Below are 15,934 nucleotides of genomic sequence, written 5' to 3'. Positions count from 1 at the left end.
GAAATTCCCTTACAACCCTTTAGTTATAGCCTCATATACCACGTCCTGAATCCTCGGCCTGATATTAAGGCTGCCCAATTTACTGGACACCGAGGGGTTCACCCTGTTTGACAGGAATACATATACCAGGTTATATTTAGGATCAACCCAGATACAGGTGCCTGTAAAACCGGTATGTCCAAAAGCCTGATCTGATGCCAGTTTTGAAGGATAATGTCTTTCGGCTATCGGGTCCCAGCGGTCAAAGCCCAGTCCGCGGCGGCTCACCGGCGATTGTTTGGAGGTGAACAGGTCAACAACCTCCGGCTTAAAATATTGGGCACCGCCATAGCTCCCCTTGTTTAAAACCATCTGGTATAATATAGCCACATCATTGGCACTGCCAAACAGACCGGCATGCCCGGCAACACCGCCTAAAAGCGCTGCAGTTGGATCATGTACATATCCATCCAGTAATGACATGCGGTACTCCTTATCGTTTTCGGTAGGGATTATCCTGTCGGGCGTAAAGCGGTATAAGGGTAAAAAGCCTGCAGTTTGCATCCCCAGCGGGGCATAAAAATGCTGCTGTACATAAACGTTGAGCGGCACGGCGGTAATGTTTTCAACAACCTCCTGCATAAAAAGCATGCTTACATCGCTATACACGTACTGTCCCCGTGTTTTCAGCGGCGAGTTCAGCATGTCGGGCAGCATTACATCTTTATAATAGTCTTTACGCAGGTAATAATGATCAGATACTTTTGTTGGGTAAGCGGCAGACGAATCGGTACTGTGATCAGTTGGCTTTACCTTTTCAAATGACTGGATATCGGGGATCAGGCCTGCCTGGTGCAGCAGCACTTCGCGGATCCGGATGTCGTTTTTATTGCTTTTACGGGCAAGGGGAATATAATCGCCAAGGGTTTTCTCCAGGCTTAATTTACCCTGGTCGGTAAGCTGCATGGTTTCCATGGTAGTTGCCGATACTTTGGTCATGGAGGCAAGGTCAAAAATATCGGTCAGCTTGTCTGGGATCACATTATCATAGGTGTGATAACCGTAAGCTTTATTAAATATCACCTTACCATCTTTAGCAACCAATACTACGCATCCCGGGGTGGCATGCTCACGGATAGCTTCCTGTGCTATTTTATCAATGCCCTGCAGGTTGGCAGCATTTATACCGGCTTCTTCAGGAACAGTATATTGCAGTCTCGTTTTCTCGGTAGCAAACCCCATCCCGGTTTTATAAACGGCACTATAGCTTTTTGCTAATTTTTGAGAGATACTTACCCCGCCGAATATAGCTTCGGCGCTGTACATGGCCGACACCTCGGATACCCGTTCTGTCCAGATCACGGGGGCGGTTATAACATCAAGCTTGCCCAATAGCGAACCGCTGCCAAAAGCCGCGACAATTATATTCTTGTTTTTTTGATTGGTACTGATAAAATCAATCACATCCGGATTGCTTAAGTCGGCATCGTTTACCTGTACTATAATGGTGTTGTAAAACTTCAGATCGGAAGTAAGATTGGCCAGCGTTTTATTACCCCAATAAGCGGCACCATCAAACAGCTGTACTTGGTTATATTTATTAAGCAAGCTATCAAAAACGGCGGCGTACTGGTTATTAAAATGCACACTGGCAATTTTTAAATCCTCCAGCTTTTGCAGCGGCACCAGGTATGAGGCATTGTTAAGCAACACGGTAGAGTTGCCAACCAACCTTTCTTCGGCAATGAAGGCCTGCCCTGTTAACGGCGGATTTTGCGCACAAGCGGTATTAAATAATGCAAACCCTAATAGTACTAAAGGAACACGGCCCCATTTATTTTTTATCATATACTTTAACTCCGTTTATATAGGTTTGGGTCACTTTGGTTGCCGGGATCTCGCTGCCTTTTACTTTCATAATATCTTTGTTCAATATCACAAAGTCGGCGTATTTACCGGGTTCAATGCTGCCTTTTTCTTTTTCTTCAAAATTGGCTTTGGCAGCCCAAATGGTCATTCCCTTTAATGCTTCAATCCGGCTTAGGGCGTTTTCAGGCTGAAAACCGCCTTCCGGGAAACCTTTCAAATCTTTGCGCTCAACCGCTGCATAGAACGTATAAAGCGGGTTAATGTTCTCAACCGGGAAATCGGTACCCAAAGGGATCCAGCCGTTTTGCTTTAACAATTGTTTATAGGCATAAGCAGTTTTAAGCCGTTCGCTGCCCAGTCTTTTACCGGCCCAGTACATATCTGATGTCGCGTGTGTAGGTTGTACTGATGGAACAATACTGTATTGACCAAACATGTCCAGGTCTTGCGGTGATACGATCTGCGCGTGCTCGATACGCCACCTCAGGTCGTTTTTGCCTTTTAAATTAGCCGCATAAATCTTAAGCATTACCCGCACTGCCGAATCACCAATGGCATGGGTACACATCTGGAAACCGCGGGCCGCTATTTTTGGAGCTATTTCTTCAAAATGTTTTGGGTTACTCAACAAAAAGCCGCTCCATTTGGCCGAGTCGGCATAAGGTTTTAGCAGGCAGGCCCCTCTTGAACCGAGGGCGCCATCGGCATAAACTTTAAAAGCCCTTACATTTAACCGGGGTGTTTTAACAGCTCCCTTCTTAAACAGGTAATCATAATTTTCCTGCCTGTCGGCCAGCATCACGTACAGGCGCATTTTCAGGTCGCCTTTATTTTGCAGCTCGGCAATGGTGTTTACCATGGTATAAGGCAGCCCGCAATCATCAACAGTAGTTAGGCCAGCGGCAAAACAATTTTTCTGTGCCGATAGCAAGGCTGTATCTATAATAGCAGCCGTAGGTTCAGGGATTTTACGGGTAACTATACCAACCGCGTTGTCAATCAAAATACCGGTAAGTTTCCCGTTACTGGTTTCTATTTCGCCGCCATTAATGGTTTGCCCCGGTTTAACACCGGCAATGTTCAGTGCGGCCTGGTTAGCTATCGCCGCGTGCCCGTCAACACGGCTAAGGATCACCGGCCTCATCGGGAACAGCGAATCCAGCTTTGCCTTATCGGGGAAATGTTTATTAGTCCAGTCGTTTTGGTCCCAGCCATTACCAATGATCCAGCCATCGGTATTACGTTCGGAATAAGCTTTTACCGAGTCGATAATTTCGGGCCAGCTGTGGGTGCCTACCAGGTTTACTTCCTGCAGGCCCAGCCCATAGTCATAAAAATGGGCGTGGGCATCAATAAAGCCGGGATAAACCGCGGCGCCCTGCGCGTCAACTACTTCGCGGGCGTTGTATTTTTGTTCAAGGGAATCGGCATTGCCTACTGCAAGTATCTTTCCTCCGCTTACTACAAATGCGCCTGCTGTTGTAAAATTGCTATCTACGGTGTACACAACCGCGTTTTTTACCAGCATATCGGCATTGTATTCCTTTTGTTTGCAGGCCGCTGCCAGTAATAGCAGCGCGGGCAATAGTCTCTTCATAAAGTAATTGTATGTTTATTGTAATTGTATTAAACCACAAAAGTATATACAACTATCAAATCATAAAGTTATGCCTTCAAATATTTAATTTAGCATCGAAATAGAAATTGGAGGGAGTTTTTTTTAGATGTCAGACATTATTCAGCTTTTACCGGATGCCGTTGCCAACCAGATTGCCGCGGGCGAAGTAGTGCAGCGACCGGCTTCTGCGGTAAAGGAATTGGTTGAAAACGCTATTGACGCAGGTGCGGATAAGATCCAGCTTATTATTAAAGATGCGGGTAAATCACTGATCCAGGTTATTGATAATGGCTGCGGCATGAGCCTTACCGACGCCCGTATGTGCTTTGAGCGCCATGCAACTTCAAAAATACGCAAGGCCGAAGATCTGTTCGCGATCCGTACCATGGGTTTCAGGGGTGAGGCTATGGCATCTATCGCCGCTATTGCCCAGGTAGAGCTGAAAACCCGCCGCCATGAAGACGAACTGGGCAGTTGTATAACTATTGAAGGCTCTGAAGTGATAAGCCAGGAACCATGTGCTGCTAACGCGGGCACATCAATCTCTATAAAAAACCTGTTTTATAATACCCCTGCCCGCCGTAATTTTTTAAAGAGCAACCCGGTAGAGATGCGGCATATTATTGACGAGTTTCAACGTGTGGCCTTAGCACATCCCGAAATCTTTTTCACCCTTCACCATGATAGCCAGGAAGTTTATCATTTGCCTGGCACCACGCTTAAACAAAGAATAGTACACCTGTTTGGTAATAATTATAACCAGCGGCTGGTACCTGTTGAAGAAGATACAACCATTATCAAGCTCCGCGGCTTTGTAGGCAAGCCCGAGTTTGCGCGCAAAACCCGTGGCGAACAGTTCTTTTTTGTAAACAACCGCTTCATCCGCGATTCGTACCTTAATCATGCTGTAACTACAGCGTTTGAAGAACTATTGCCCGATGATTGTTTTCCGTTTTATGTTTTGTTCATCGATATCGACCCTTCAAAAATTGATATCAACGTACACCCAACCAAAACAGAGATCAAATACCAGGATGAAAAGGCTATTTATGCCATAATCCGGTCGGCAGTGAAGCGGTCATTGGGCAGATATAATATTACGCCCAGCCTGGATTTTGACCAGGAAAACAGTATCGAGCACCTGATAACCCCCAAACCATTTGAGGAGATCATCGCCCCTACTATTTCCTTTAATCCAAACTTTAACCCCTTTGCCGATAAAGCAGAAAAACCCCGGCAGGAGCATCCATTTTTAAGAGAGAGCGGGGGTTATAAAAAAGACCCTATTCCACAAAACTGGGATACTTTGTATGAGATCAGCAAAAAGGAAACCCTTTTTCAGCACGAGATCCACGAGGAAAAAACCATAGCGGTTGATGAGCAGGATGTAAGTAAACCAAGCGAGCGGCAACTGTTCCAGATCCATAACCGGTTTATCCTGTCGCAAATAAAATCGGGCTTTATGCTCATTAACCAGCAGGCCGCGCATGAACGTATTTTGTACGAACGCTTTTTACAGCAGCTGCAAAATCATTCGGGGGTGAGCCAGCAAAGCTTATTTCCGCAATCGGTAACACTAAACGGTGCCGATTTTGAGTTATTGAAAGAGCTTTTGCCCGATATCCGGTCGCTGGGTTTTGACATCCGTGAATTTGGAAAAAACACCGTGGTAGTAGAGGGAATCCCGGCCGAACTGAACAACGTTGGTGAGCATGAGCTTTTAGAACATTTACTGGAAGGTTTTAAAAACAATATGGCCATCCTTAAATTAGATAAACGGGATAACCTGGCCAGGTCACTGGCCCGTAACGGCGCTATTAAATCAGGAACAAAGCTATCCCTGGAGGAAATGAACCAGCTTATCGACCAGCTTTTTGCCTGTGAATCACCTAACCAGGCATTGAATGGTAAGCCCGTAATCAGTACCTTTACGATGAACGAATTAATGGAACGATTTGAAAAATAGCCCCAGGCTAAATTATATATGAACGGATACAATCAATCGCCTTTTGCTAACCTTACACCTGTTGTTAAAAACCTGCTGATTATAAATATAATATGCTTTTTGCCATTTGTATTGTTTGGGCAATTTTATGAGGCCAAAATAGTGCCATTGTTAGGCGGCTTTTATTTTAATTCACCTTATTTCAAGCTATGGCAAATCATTACTTACATGTTCCTGCATGGGGGGTGGGGCCATATTTTCTTCAACATGTTTGCCTTGTTTTCTTTTGGCCCTATTGTAGAATATGCTATCGGCTCAAAAAAGTTTTTTAACCTCTATTTTTTATGCGGAATAGGGGCAATTCTGTTTCAAATTGCGGTACAGGCCATAGAGGTGCATGGCATAACCGGCAGCTTTACCATTGCCCATCCCTCACTTCAGTCATCATATGCAGAATATGGCGAAAATGCTGAAAAACTTATTGATATTTATTCGACACCGATTGTGGGGGCATCGGGAGCAATATTTGGTTTGCTGATTGCTTTTGGCATGCTTTTCCCAAATCTTGAACTGATGATATTGTTTATACCTGTGCCTATCAAGGCAAAATATATCATTCCTGTATATGTAGTGATAGAATTATTTTTAGGGGTAAAGCAATTTTCAGGAGATTCGGTGGCGCATTTTGCACACCTTGGCGGTGCGCTTATCGGGTTTTTACTGGTTAAAATTTGGCGATTACAACGGCCAAACAATTTTTATTAATAACAGTAGTTATCTTTGTAATACAGCTTTATTATGAGCACCCTTTGGCAAAATATCCACTACAAAATGCTGCGCTCCGGCAATAGGCTGAACCTGCTTATCGGCATTAATGTGATTGTTTTTCTGGCGATAAACATTTCGGCAATAGTTGAACAGTTACTAACGCATTTTGGGGGCAGTATCATTTTACTTTATGCCGATAAATATTTAAACATGCCGGCATACCTGCCCGATTTGCTGAAGCGCTTTTGGACGCCTTTAACCTATATGTTCATGCATGCAGGTATACTTCATATCCTGTTCAATATGCTTTGGCTTTATTGGATGGGGCAGATATTTGAAGAGTACCTTGGTAATAAACGTACTATAGGTTTATACTTAATGGGCGGCCTGGCCGGTGCTTTGTTATACCTGCTGGCCTTAAATCTGCTGCCTGCATTTACCAGTGCTAACGCTGCACAGAACAGTACTATAGTTGGTGCATCGGCCAGTGTAATGGCTATTGTTGTGGCAACGGCCACACTGTTGCCCAACTACACCATATCGTTAATTTTATTTGGGCCGGTAAAATTAAAATGGCTGGTATTTGTAATCCTGGTTATTGATTTTTTGGGTATAGTTGGTGCAAACGCGGGCGGCGAAATAGCCCACCTGGGTGGTGCTTTAATGGGGTTTGTGTATATTAAGCAATTACAAAGAGGCCATGATTGGGTGGGCGGAATAGCCGGGCTGTTTAAACGGAAACCCAGGTTAAAAGTGGTTTCAAATAATATGGGCAAAAACGCATCCGACTACCCGCGCCAGGAAGAAGTTGACCGTATTTTAGACAAAATATCGCAATCGGGCTATAATAGCTTAAGCAAACAGGAGCGGGAAATTTTATCGCGTGCAAGCAAACAGGAATAAATGATAAAAAAAAAGCAAAGTATTTTTAGCAGGGTGTTGTTATGGATAAACCTGTTTTTTTGTTTTGCTTTACTAATAGGATATTTAGCCCCCTCGGTTGATCCGCGCAAGTATTGGTTATTCGCTTTCTTCGGCCTTGCCTATCCTCCTATACTGTTGGTTAATATAATCATGATGCTGTATTGGCTGCTGCGCAAGCGCTGGCAGTTTTTATTTTCGCTGGTCAGTATTTTAATTGGCTGGGGAGTACTTAATAATAATATCGGGTTCAGATTTAAATCAAGTTTTTCGCTGCCCCCCGGGCTCAACGTTGTACATGTCATGACCTACAACGTGCATAACTTTAAACATTTTGGCTTCAATAACGATATATCAACCAAACATGAGATCCTGGAGATCATCAATAGCGAACAGCCGGATGTGATAGGGTTCCAGGAGTTTTATACCCGCAATAAAGGGCAGTATGAAACACGCGATTCGATCAACAAAATATTAGGCAGCAATAACTTTTACTTTGAACCCTTTAGTTTTAACAGCCGTGAAGCCATTGGCATGGCTATCTTTTCGAAATTCCCTATTCTATCAAGAGGTATGATCCGCCTTGCGGCCGACAGAACATCCGGCAACCAGTGCTTATATGCTGATATAAAAAAGGGAGATAAAATTTTCAGGTATTATAATATCCACCTGCAATCCATTAATTTTAACCCGGACGATTATAAATATATCGACAGCGTATCAAAAAAAGGAAAAACCGACATTAAATCAACCAAGCGCCTTGGGAGCAAGCTTAAAATAGCTTTTATGAAAAGGGCCGAGCAGGTTTTTAAAGTAAAGGCGCATGCTGCCCAATGTCCATATCCTTATATTATAGCCGGTGATTTTAATGATACCCCATCATCATTCGCGGTTAACCAAATGGCCAAAGGCTTAAACAACTCATTCCGCGAAAAAGGTTCGGGCTTAGGGCGCACATATAACGGCGACTTTCCCAATTACCAGATAGATTACATTATGAGCAGCCCGCAATTCTCAGTTTTTAACTACAAGGTGATCGAGAAAAAGCTTTCAGACCATTATCCTTTACGCAGCGATCTCGTACTGAATTAACATAGGTCATTGCTCTTGGTTTGTAAAAATAAACCTGAAAGCCGGCAGGCAGTAACTTAAAATTGAAAAAATCGTAAGTTTGCGCTCATGCAACAAAATTTGTTTGTTTACAACACTTTAACCCGTAAAAAAGAATTATTTAAGCCCATTAACACGCCGCATGTTGGCATGTATGTTTGCGGGCCTACTGTTTATAGCGATGTTCACTTAGGCAACTGCCGTACTTATATATCTTTCGATCTTATGTTCAGGTACCTTACAGCTATTGGCTACAAGGTACGCTACGTACGTAATGTGACCGATGCGGGCCATCTTGAAGGTGATGCCGGCGACGAAGGTGAAGACAAAATTGCAAAAAAGGCCAAGCTTGCACAGCTTGAGCCAATGGAGATAGTGCAAAAATACACCGTTGGCTTCAGGGATGTGATGAGGATCCTGAACAACCTGCCCCCAAGTATTGAACCTACAGCTACCGGCCATATCATTGAGCAGATAGAAATGGTGAAGGAAATACTTGCCAGGGGCTATGCTTACGAGGTGGATGGTACTATTTATTTTGATGTTGAAAAATATAACAAAAGCCAGGATTATGGCATATTAAGCGGCCGTAATCTCGAAGATCTTTTAAATAATACCCGCACGCTTGGCGGTCAGCAGGAAAAACATGGCAAGCTTGATTTTGCCCTGTGGATAAAAGCCAAACCCGAACACCTGATGAAATGGCCTTCGCCATGGGGTGTGGGCTTTCCGGGCTGGCACCTGGAATGCTCGGCCATGAGCCAGAAATACCTGGGCAGCCACTTTGACATTCATGGCGGCGGGATTGATCTTGTGCCAACGCACCATACCAATGAAATTGCCCAAAATGTAGCTTGCTGCGGTACCAACCCGGCCAATTACTGGGTGCATACCAATATGCTTACGGTAAACGGGCAAAAAATGTCGAAATCATTAGGTAACAGCTTTTTACCGCATGAACTGTTCAGCGGTGAAAATTCGATACTAAATAAAGGCTACAGCCCTATGACGGTAAGGTTCTTCATGCTGCAGGCCCATTACCGAAGTACACTTGATTTTGGCAACGAAGCAATGGAGGCATCCGAAAAAGGGTTTAAACGCCTTATGAACGCCTTCACCCTGCTAACCGATGGATTAAAAGCCTCTGCCACTACCGAAGTTGAAATAGCACCATTAATGGAGCGTTGCTATGCGGCTATGAACGATGATTTTAACAGCCCCGTTTTAATAGCCGAGCTCTTTGAAGCATCGCGCATTATCAATTCGGTGTATGATGGTAAATTGAAAATTGATGCCGCTAACCTTGAGCAGTTAACCGCGCTTATGAATTTATTTGTGGTTGAAGTACTGGGTTTACAAAATGAGCAGGCAGCTAATGACGATCTGCCAAAAGTGTTAAATTTTATCGTCGATCTGCGCAGCGGTGCTAAAGCCAATAAGGATTATGCCACGTCGGATAAGATCCGTGACGGTTTATCACAGATAGGTTTCCAGCTAAAAGATAGTAAAGAAGGTACCACCTGGAGCAAAGCCTGATAACAGGACATGATTTTAAAGCGAGTTGTAGTAGCTGAATAATTTAGCTAAGGCAGCATCGCTTTTAAAATTAACTTTGTTGGTTTTGATATACTCCTGCATTTTATCGCCCTTGTCGCTCATTGCTGCGAGGATGGTTTTTTGCGACGGCCTGATCTTTGTCATTTGGTTATTGGCAAAAATGTAATAGCTGTTGGCCAGCGTGAAGGTTTTGGTGGTCACCTGCGAAGCAAAACCCGTTGATTCAAGTACTTTTTTCTTGTAATAACGGAGCAGTTTAACCTTTCCGTCTCCTACTACCTGGTAAAAAGTTTTTGAGGTTTGATCGTCCACAGCCGGGAAGCCGCTGCTAAAGTTCATATCCGTTTGGTCACTTTCATCAAGCGCAATGCCTTTTATTGAAAAACCTTTCACCGGGTCAACAAAGGCCTGTACCGATGAATCCCGGGGGCTTTTAAACAAAAGTTCATCCCCGTAAATATTATAGTTCAATATTGCATTAGCTGTTTTGCCGTTAACGAAATAAACAGTGCCATTCAGCCAGTTATCGGTAAGGAGGGCGCTGCCTTGTATGCCATCATTGGTTTTAAGATAATATGGACGGCCGGTATAGTCAGAAAGGTATTGCGCTTTAGCCTTTGTACCTAACAATAAAAGTACAAATACACAGTATAGCTTATACTTTTTCATGAAAGCAATTTATATTGATTTAAACAAAAACAGGTTAATTGGGTTATGAAGTTAAGTGTTTTTTTATTCAACTTCATTATTAAGTAAATTTAAATATTTACGCATATTTTATATGATCAAACCCGCGCTCTGCAATTATTTGCCCATATCTTCGTTTCAGGATAAAACAAAAATAATGCAATTGTTAAATTATGCCATGCTGTTTAATGCATTTTGACTATTGAGTTTCCGACTTAAAATTTATTACTAAATTGCTCCCTAAAACCCGAATATAAATATGAAGAAAATAATATTAGCTGCTACATTTATTGGTTATAGTGCTTTTGCCCTGGCGCAGGACGCTGTTAATGTAAACAAGGTGGTTAGTGTTGAACAAGCTTTTGATAAGTTAGTTGAACGTAAAGGAATAAAAGATGGTTTCCTGGCAGTTGCCGATCCCGATGGCATCATATTTAAGCCCGATGTAGTAAAGATTGTTGATTTTTATAGTAAGATTGATAAACAGGCAGGAAAGCTTAGCTGGCAGCCCAAATTTGCCCGGATCTCGGCCAATGGCGACCTGGCTTTCACCGCGGGCCCTTATATATATCAAAACGGAAAAACTGATGATGATAAGGTGTTTGGCGATTACGTATCTATCTGGCGTACTAACGCCGATGGTAAATTAAAGCTACTCATCGACCTTGGTATCCAGCATCCTGAAGCTGAGGAAGAAGTTGTTACCGATTTTAAAGAACCCGACCCGGCGCACCGTTCAGGCCCAAGTAAGGATCCATTCGGCGCCAAAAATGTTATTATTGGTACCGATAAGACATTTAATCATGGGTTAACATTATCTGCCATGGCCAGCTATAAGGAGTTTTTAAGCCCTGAAGGCCGCTATTATTTCCCCGGCTTTCCGCCAATGACAGGAACCGATGTGGTGATGAAATTTATCAATAACGAAGCCATCAGCATCACTGCCGAAACTACTGATGGCGGCCGTGCCGCGAGTAATGACCTTGCTTATACCTATGGCCACGCCCGCATTACCAAAGGAAATGTTGTAGGCAACTACAATTATGTAAGGGTTTGGGAAATTGACAAAACAAAAAAATGGAATATCCTTCTTGAGATTTTCTCGCCTATTGAGAATGAATAATTAGTTTCAGTGATTAGAGGTTGGAGATCAGAGATTAGTTCTCAATAAAACTCATAAAGAAATAAAAGGAAGGCCTTGCAAATTAACTTTGCAAGGCCTTCTCTTTTTTATCATTGTATTAAAACTAATCTCTGATCTCCAACCTCTAATCTCTTGAAGCAAGCAGCCTCTAATCACTAAAATCAAAACAACTGCTCAATAATATCAGCTGCTGATAATCCTTCGGCTTCCGCATGATAGCTTCGCACTATACGGTGGCTTAAAATAGGTTTGGCCACTGCCTGTACATCTTCAATATCAGGCGAGTATTTACCGTTAAGTACCGCGTGGCATTTAGCACCTAATACTAAAAATTGCGATGCTCGTGGTCCTGCGCCCCAGCTTAGCAAACGGTTAATTTGTGGTGTGGCAAACTCGCTGTTTGGACGGGTTTTGGATACCAGTTTCACCGCGTACTCCATCACATTATCGGTAACCGGAATATTGCGTACCAGTTGCTGAAAATAGATGATCTGCTGGGCGTTTAATATTTTATTTACTTCTGCTTTATTAGTACTGGTGGTGTTCTTAACAACCAGCAATTCCTCTTTAAATGAAGGATAGCTGAGGGCTACATTAAACATAAACCTGTCCAGCTGTGCTTCGGGCAATGGATAAGTACCTTCCTGTTCAATAGGGTTTTGGGTAGCCAATACAAAAAAAGGCTGTGCAAGTTTGTGTGTTACGCCGGCTGCGGTAACCGCTTTTTCCTGCATGGCCTCAAGCAGGGCTGCCTGCGTTTTTGGCGGTGTACGGTTTATCTCATCGGCCAGGATAATGTTTGAAAAAACCGGCCCGTGGATAAATTTAAAATTGCGGTCTTCACCTAATATTTCAGAGCCAATGATGTCTGAAGGCATCAGGTCGGGCGTAAACTGAATTCTTTTAAAGTCAAGGTCAAGCACCTGCGATACCGTTTGCACCAGCAGGGTTTTTGCAAGCCCGGGCACACCAACCAATAAACAATGCCCGTTACTGAAAATAGAGATCAGCACAAATTTTATCACTTCATCCTGGCCTACTATTACCTTACCTATTTCGGCGCGGATTTGCTGGTAGGCCTGTTTTAAAGCGTTTGCGGCTTCTACATCAGAGCTGTGTTGCATAAAATTATTTAGATGATGATTTGGTTTTGGTTTCGGGTATTACAGGCGAGGGATTAGTATTTACCCATTTCTTCAACACATCATATGCCTGATATTCTTTATCAATTTTAATGAAAGTTTCCTTGCGGCGTTTTTCGAACCATTGAGATACAGTTCTGTTAACTTTATCATTATAGGCATATTCCTTAAGTTTAGGGAAATCCTGCTCTAAATTGGCTTTATGGGCATTTGTGGCCGATTTAAGCATCAATATTTTGTAGCTCTTTTTACCATCGGCACCGGTAAACAGATCAGGTTTTGAAATGCTGCCAATTTTCATCGTATCGGTAATAAGCGCCACTTTAGGATCAAGTTTATCGGTAGGGATAAATGTTGAACGGCTTTGTACGTCTTCGGCATTAAGCATCATACCACCGTTGTATTTAGTGTCTTTATTGTCTGAGTAATAGGCTGCGGCGCTTGAAAAATCGACACCTACATTTTTGTCTTTTATAAGTAAGTTGTAAATACTATCGGCTTTTGCTTTTGCCCTATCCAAACTGGCCTGGGTAACAATGGGTGTAATGAGAATATGCCTTACGTGAACCTGTTCGCCGCGGCGCTCAATCACCTGTAAAAAGTGGAACCCAAAATCCGTTTCAAACACCGGGGAAATTTCACCAGCTTTTAACTTGAAGGCGTTTGCGGTAAATTCCTTTACAAAAGTGGTGCGGTCGGCAAAACCAAGATCGCCTCCTTCAGGTGCCGAACCCGGATCCTGCGAATAAAGCCTGGCCAGTGTACCAAAGTCTTCGCCCTTTTTAACACGCTGCCTTAACTCTTCGGCCTTAGCTTTGTAAAGGTCTTTTTCTTCTTTAGTTAACTTAGGCTGAAAAACAATCTCACCAACTTCAACTTCTTTATTAAATGAAGGCAAGCTGTCCTTAGGGATTCCATCGTAATATTTTTTAACATCCTGAGGGGTAACATTCAGCTTCTCGGTAATGTGCTGCTGCATTTTTTGAGCAACCATCTGCTCTTTCAGGTCGGGCCTGATCTCATCTTTGTACTGGATAACCGAACGCCCTAAAAATGCTTCCAGTTTTTCCTGCCCGCCCGCGCGCTGTGTCATTTCGCGCATACGGCGGTCAACGTTGGCGTCAACATCTTCTTCCTTTACTTCAATACTATCAATTGCGGCTTGCTGGGCAAGCAGTTTTTGGGTTAACAAAGTTTGTAAAATACGGGCTTTAACAGATGGGTCAGGTTGGTTTCCCTGCACCAGGAAGTTAGCGTAAGACAGTTCAATGTCTGATAGCAGTATCGGGCTGTTACCAACTACCGCTGCAATTTTATCAAGCGTTTTGCCGGGTGTGGGGGCAATAACCGAATCTGCCTTAACCAGTTTTTTTGCTGCTGTATCTGATGCTACCTGTGCCTTTGCAAATGTTATTGTTAAAATAAAACTTAGTACTAATACTCCTAACTTTCTCATGTAACGCTGTTATACTAAATAAAACGGGATAGTTAACCCGTTAAAAACTACGAATTTCGGTAAAATTTATTAATTATAACCGAACAAATATTTTCTGCAAAACCAACCGGCTATAATTGTGCTAATATGCCTATAAAGCTTGAAACCGTTTAACTACTTTTGGTTAAAATTTGTTAAAGTGAAAGTTGAGAACCCCGCCGCGTTTCGTTTTGTATTAGAGGATGAGCTTTACCTGCTCAATGCAGATAAACTGTTATATGATAAAATTACTGAATCCGAACCTGCCGCGGCGGTACCACTACCTCCTGTAACTGAAAATGCCAAACCGGCCCCGGTAACCATTATTACATCTTTAGCTCCTGAACCTCAGGCTGTAATAAAAACGCCGGTTGATGACTTTAAGTATCTGGGTAAAAACTTAAAGAATTTTTTGGTGCTAACATGGTATAAAAATGCCGGGTTTATAATAGCCGAACATTTGACTGCCCTTGAAAACATCTTGAAGCGTAAAGAACTTAACCCCGACGACGTGGCGATATTCAATCTGGCAAATTATAGTGAAACCAAATTCAGTCAGTTAAAAACATTTTTTAAACCAACCAAGGTGCTGGTTTTGGGCGGGCACGCCCTGCCGCAGGATATAAAGGTGCTTAAACCAAATAAACCGGTAACCTCAAACGGGATCACTGTGCTTTACAGTTATTCATTTGATGAAATGATGGATAATGTGGAGTATAAAAAAACCTTTTGGGAGTTGGTTAAAACATTATAAATAAAACACGCCACTAAGATATATGCAGCAATTAGTTTTTGCTACCAATAACCGCCATAAGCTTGATGAGGTTTCGGCCAAGCTCAATGGAGCTATCCAGTTACTAACCCTGAACGATATTGGTTGTCATGATGATATTGAGGAAACAGGTACAACTTTTAAAGCTAATGCTTCCATCAAAAGTCACCATGTGTATGCCGAATATAAGCTTAACTGCTTTGGCGATGACAGCGGGCTGGAAATTGATGCCCTGAACGGAGAGCCGGGCGTATACTCGGCCAGGTATGCTGGTGCCCATGGCAATCATGCAGCAAACATCAGTAAAGTGCTCGATAATTTGAAAGGCGAAACTAACCGTAAAGCCCGCTTTCGTACGGTAATTTCATTGATATGGAACGGCGAAGAGCATTTTTTTGAAGGCACTGTTGAAGGTAGCATCCGGCAGGAGTTAAGCGGGAGCGGCGGTTTTGGTTACGACCCCATTTTTGAGCCCGAAGGATATGACATTACCTTTGCCGAGATGAGCATGGAGGAAAAAAATGCCATTAGTCACCGGGCAAAAGCTATGGAACGCTTGATCGCTTTTTTAAATGAAGCCGGTGAATGACCGCTTTAAGGTATCAGCCTCAATTTTAAACTTAGCACTTTACCATACGGAAGTTTACCGGTTGTGAGGTTTTTTTTCTGTTTGGAAAACGTTAAACTAAGTTTATTCGATATTCGTGGCATAAACGAAACCTTGCCGGCATATCCCTCGTAAAATAGAGCTATAAGGAATAACCTATGAACATTATTAAGCAAATCGGTAAAATTTTATCGGAAAGGGATACTAATCCTAAGTTTATTAGTAGCCTTAAAAAAGTGCGGGAAGCCGACCAGATTGCCGAAACAATCAGTAAAAGGCTAACTGAATTAGAAAAACGCGCCCGCAAGCAAGCGGTGAATTTATAATTACACACTTTGGCA

14 protein-coding genes are annotated in these 15,934 nt (G+C 42.9%); 9 read left to right on the top strand and 5 right to left on the bottom strand.

The features are described from left to right. Positions 1–9: 9 nt before the first annotated feature. Together ACEN82_RS24730 and ACEN82_RS24725 are read right to left on the bottom strand one after the other, a co-directional pair. Positions 10–1,827: a serine hydrolase domain-containing protein gene (locus tag ACEN82_RS24730; protein WP_413321093.1), complete on the bottom strand. Its 1,818-nt coding sequence runs from the start codon at positions 1,825–1,827 to the stop codon at positions 10–12. Then, entirely contained in the window at positions 1,814–3,445 is a 1,632-nt protein-coding gene (locus tag ACEN82_RS24725) for an amidohydrolase (RefSeq protein WP_413321094.1), read from the bottom strand. Before ACEN82_RS24725 ends, ACEN82_RS24730 begins: the two co-directional genes overlap by 14 nt. Positions 3,446–3,572: 127 nt before the next feature. Between ACEN82_RS24725 and mutL the strand changes: the two genes are divergently transcribed. From mutL to cysS, 5 genes are all read left to right on the top strand, one after another. Next, positions 3,573–5,432 carry a DNA mismatch repair endonuclease MutL gene (gene mutL, locus ACEN82_RS24720; RefSeq protein WP_090532576.1) on the top strand — a complete coding sequence of 620 codons (1,860 nt, stop codon included), beginning with the start codon at positions 3,573–3,575 and terminating at the stop codon, positions 5,430–5,432. Positions 5,433–5,450: 18 nt separating this feature from the next. After that, complete coding sequence (locus ACEN82_RS24715) at positions 5,451–6,176, top strand: rhomboid family intramembrane serine protease (protein ID WP_413321095.1); 726 nt, start codon at positions 5,451–5,453, stop codon at positions 6,174–6,176. A 33-nt stretch (positions 6,177–6,209) separates the two neighbouring features. Then, positions 6,210–7,082, top strand: a complete 873-nt coding sequence (locus ACEN82_RS24710; protein WP_413321096.1) for a rhomboid family intramembrane serine protease — start codon at positions 6,210–6,212, stop codon at positions 7,080–7,082. Beyond that, entirely contained in the window at positions 7,083–8,192 is a 1,110-nt protein-coding gene (locus ACEN82_RS24705) for an endonuclease/exonuclease/phosphatase family protein (RefSeq protein WP_090532570.1), read from the top strand. An 87-nt stretch (positions 8,193–8,279) separates the two neighbouring features. After that, the gene (cysS, locus tag ACEN82_RS24700) at positions 8,280–9,746 is read left to right on the top strand and encodes a cysteine--tRNA ligase (protein WP_413321097.1); all 1,467 of its coding nucleotides are present in this window, start codon (positions 8,280–8,282) and stop codon (positions 9,744–9,746) included. 15 nt (positions 9,747–9,761) lie between these two features. On the opposite strand, the gene ACEN82_RS24695 is transcribed toward cysS, so the two are convergent. Continuing rightward, the gene (locus tag ACEN82_RS24695; RefSeq protein ID WP_413321098.1) at positions 9,762–10,436 is read right to left on the bottom strand and encodes a hypothetical protein; all 675 of its coding nucleotides are present in this window, start codon (positions 10,434–10,436) and stop codon (positions 9,762–9,764) included. A gap of 277 nt (positions 10,437–10,713) precedes the next feature. Here ACEN82_RS24695 and ACEN82_RS24690 point away from each other — a divergent pair, with 277 nt between their 5' ends. Further along, the gene (locus tag ACEN82_RS24690; RefSeq protein WP_090532564.1) at positions 10,714–11,577 is read left to right on the top strand and encodes a Cif family virulence factor; all 864 of its coding nucleotides are present in this window, start codon (positions 10,714–10,716) and stop codon (positions 11,575–11,577) included. Positions 11,578–11,759: 182 nt separating this feature from the next. On the opposite strand, the gene ACEN82_RS24685 is transcribed toward ACEN82_RS24690, so the two are convergent. Beyond that, positions 11,760–12,722 (bottom strand): AAA family ATPase, encoded by a 963-nt coding sequence (locus ACEN82_RS24685; RefSeq protein WP_091169195.1) that lies wholly within the window; start codon positions 12,720–12,722, stop codon positions 11,760–11,762. Positions 12,723–12,726: 4 nt separating this feature from the next. Continuing rightward, positions 12,727–14,196: a peptidylprolyl isomerase gene (locus ACEN82_RS24680; protein ID WP_373615533.1), complete on the bottom strand. Its 1,470-nt coding sequence runs from the start codon at positions 14,194–14,196 to the stop codon at positions 12,727–12,729. A 178-nt stretch (positions 14,197–14,374) separates the two neighbouring features. Between ACEN82_RS24680 and ACEN82_RS24675 the strand changes: the two genes are divergently transcribed. The 3 genes from ACEN82_RS24675 (at position 14,375) to ACEN82_RS24665 (ending at position 15,919) form a co-directional block, all read left to right on the top strand. Then, on the top strand, positions 14,375–14,968 hold the full coding sequence (locus ACEN82_RS24675; RefSeq protein ID WP_413321099.1) for a hypothetical protein: 594 nt from the start codon (positions 14,375–14,377) through the stop codon (positions 14,966–14,968). Positions 14,969–14,990: 22 nt separating this feature from the next. Beyond that, the gene (locus ACEN82_RS24670; protein WP_413321100.1) at positions 14,991–15,575 is read left to right on the top strand and encodes a non-canonical purine NTP diphosphatase; all 585 of its coding nucleotides are present in this window, start codon (positions 14,991–14,993) and stop codon (positions 15,573–15,575) included. A 176-nt stretch (positions 15,576–15,751) separates the two neighbouring features. Further along, positions 15,752–15,919 carry a hypothetical protein gene (locus tag ACEN82_RS24665; RefSeq protein WP_413321101.1) on the top strand — a complete coding sequence of 56 codons (168 nt, stop codon included), beginning with the start codon at positions 15,752–15,754 and terminating at the stop codon, positions 15,917–15,919. Positions 15,920–15,934: the final 15 nt, after the last annotated feature.

The organism is Mucilaginibacter sp. Mucisp73 (assembly GCF_059491465.1).
This window is presented reverse-complemented; position numbering and strand designations above follow the sequence as displayed.

Coding starts and splice junctions, on each gene's coding strand:
- ACEN82_RS24730 (WP_413321093.1), bottom strand. CDS start 1,827: ATGATAAAAAATAAATGGGGCCGTGTTCCTTTAGTACTATTAGGGTTT.
- ACEN82_RS24725 (WP_413321094.1), bottom strand. CDS start 3,445: ATGAAGAGACTATTGCCCGCGCTGCTATTACTGGCAGCGGCCTGCAAA.
- mutL (WP_090532576.1), top strand. CDS start 3,573: ATGTCAGACATTATTCAGCTTTTACCGGATGCCGTTGCCAACCAGATT.
- ACEN82_RS24715 (WP_413321095.1), top strand. CDS start 5,451: ATGAACGGATACAATCAATCGCCTTTTGCTAACCTTACACCTGTTGTT.
- ACEN82_RS24710 (WP_413321096.1), top strand. CDS start 6,210: ATGAGCACCCTTTGGCAAAATATCCACTACAAAATGCTGCGCTCCGGC.
- ACEN82_RS24705 (WP_090532570.1), top strand. CDS start 7,083: ATGATAAAAAAAAAGCAAAGTATTTTTAGCAGGGTGTTGTTATGGATA.
- cysS (WP_413321097.1), top strand. CDS start 8,280: ATGCAACAAAATTTGTTTGTTTACAACACTTTAACCCGTAAAAAAGAA.
- ACEN82_RS24695 (WP_413321098.1), bottom strand. CDS start 10,436: ATGAAAAAGTATAAGCTATACTGTGTATTTGTACTTTTATTGTTAGGT.
- ACEN82_RS24690 (WP_090532564.1), top strand. CDS start 10,714: ATGAAGAAAATAATATTAGCTGCTACATTTATTGGTTATAGTGCTTTT.
- ACEN82_RS24685 (WP_091169195.1), bottom strand. CDS start 12,722: ATGCAACACAGCTCTGATGTAGAAGCCGCAAACGCTTTAAAACAGGCC.
- ACEN82_RS24680 (WP_373615533.1), bottom strand. CDS start 14,196: ATGAGAAAGTTAGGAGTATTAGTACTAAGTTTTATTTTAACAATAACA.
- ACEN82_RS24670 (WP_413321100.1), top strand. CDS start 14,991: ATGCAGCAATTAGTTTTTGCTACCAATAACCGCCATAAGCTTGATGAG.
- ACEN82_RS24665 (WP_413321101.1), top strand. CDS start 15,752: ATGAACATTATTAAGCAAATCGGTAAAATTTTATCGGAAAGGGATACT.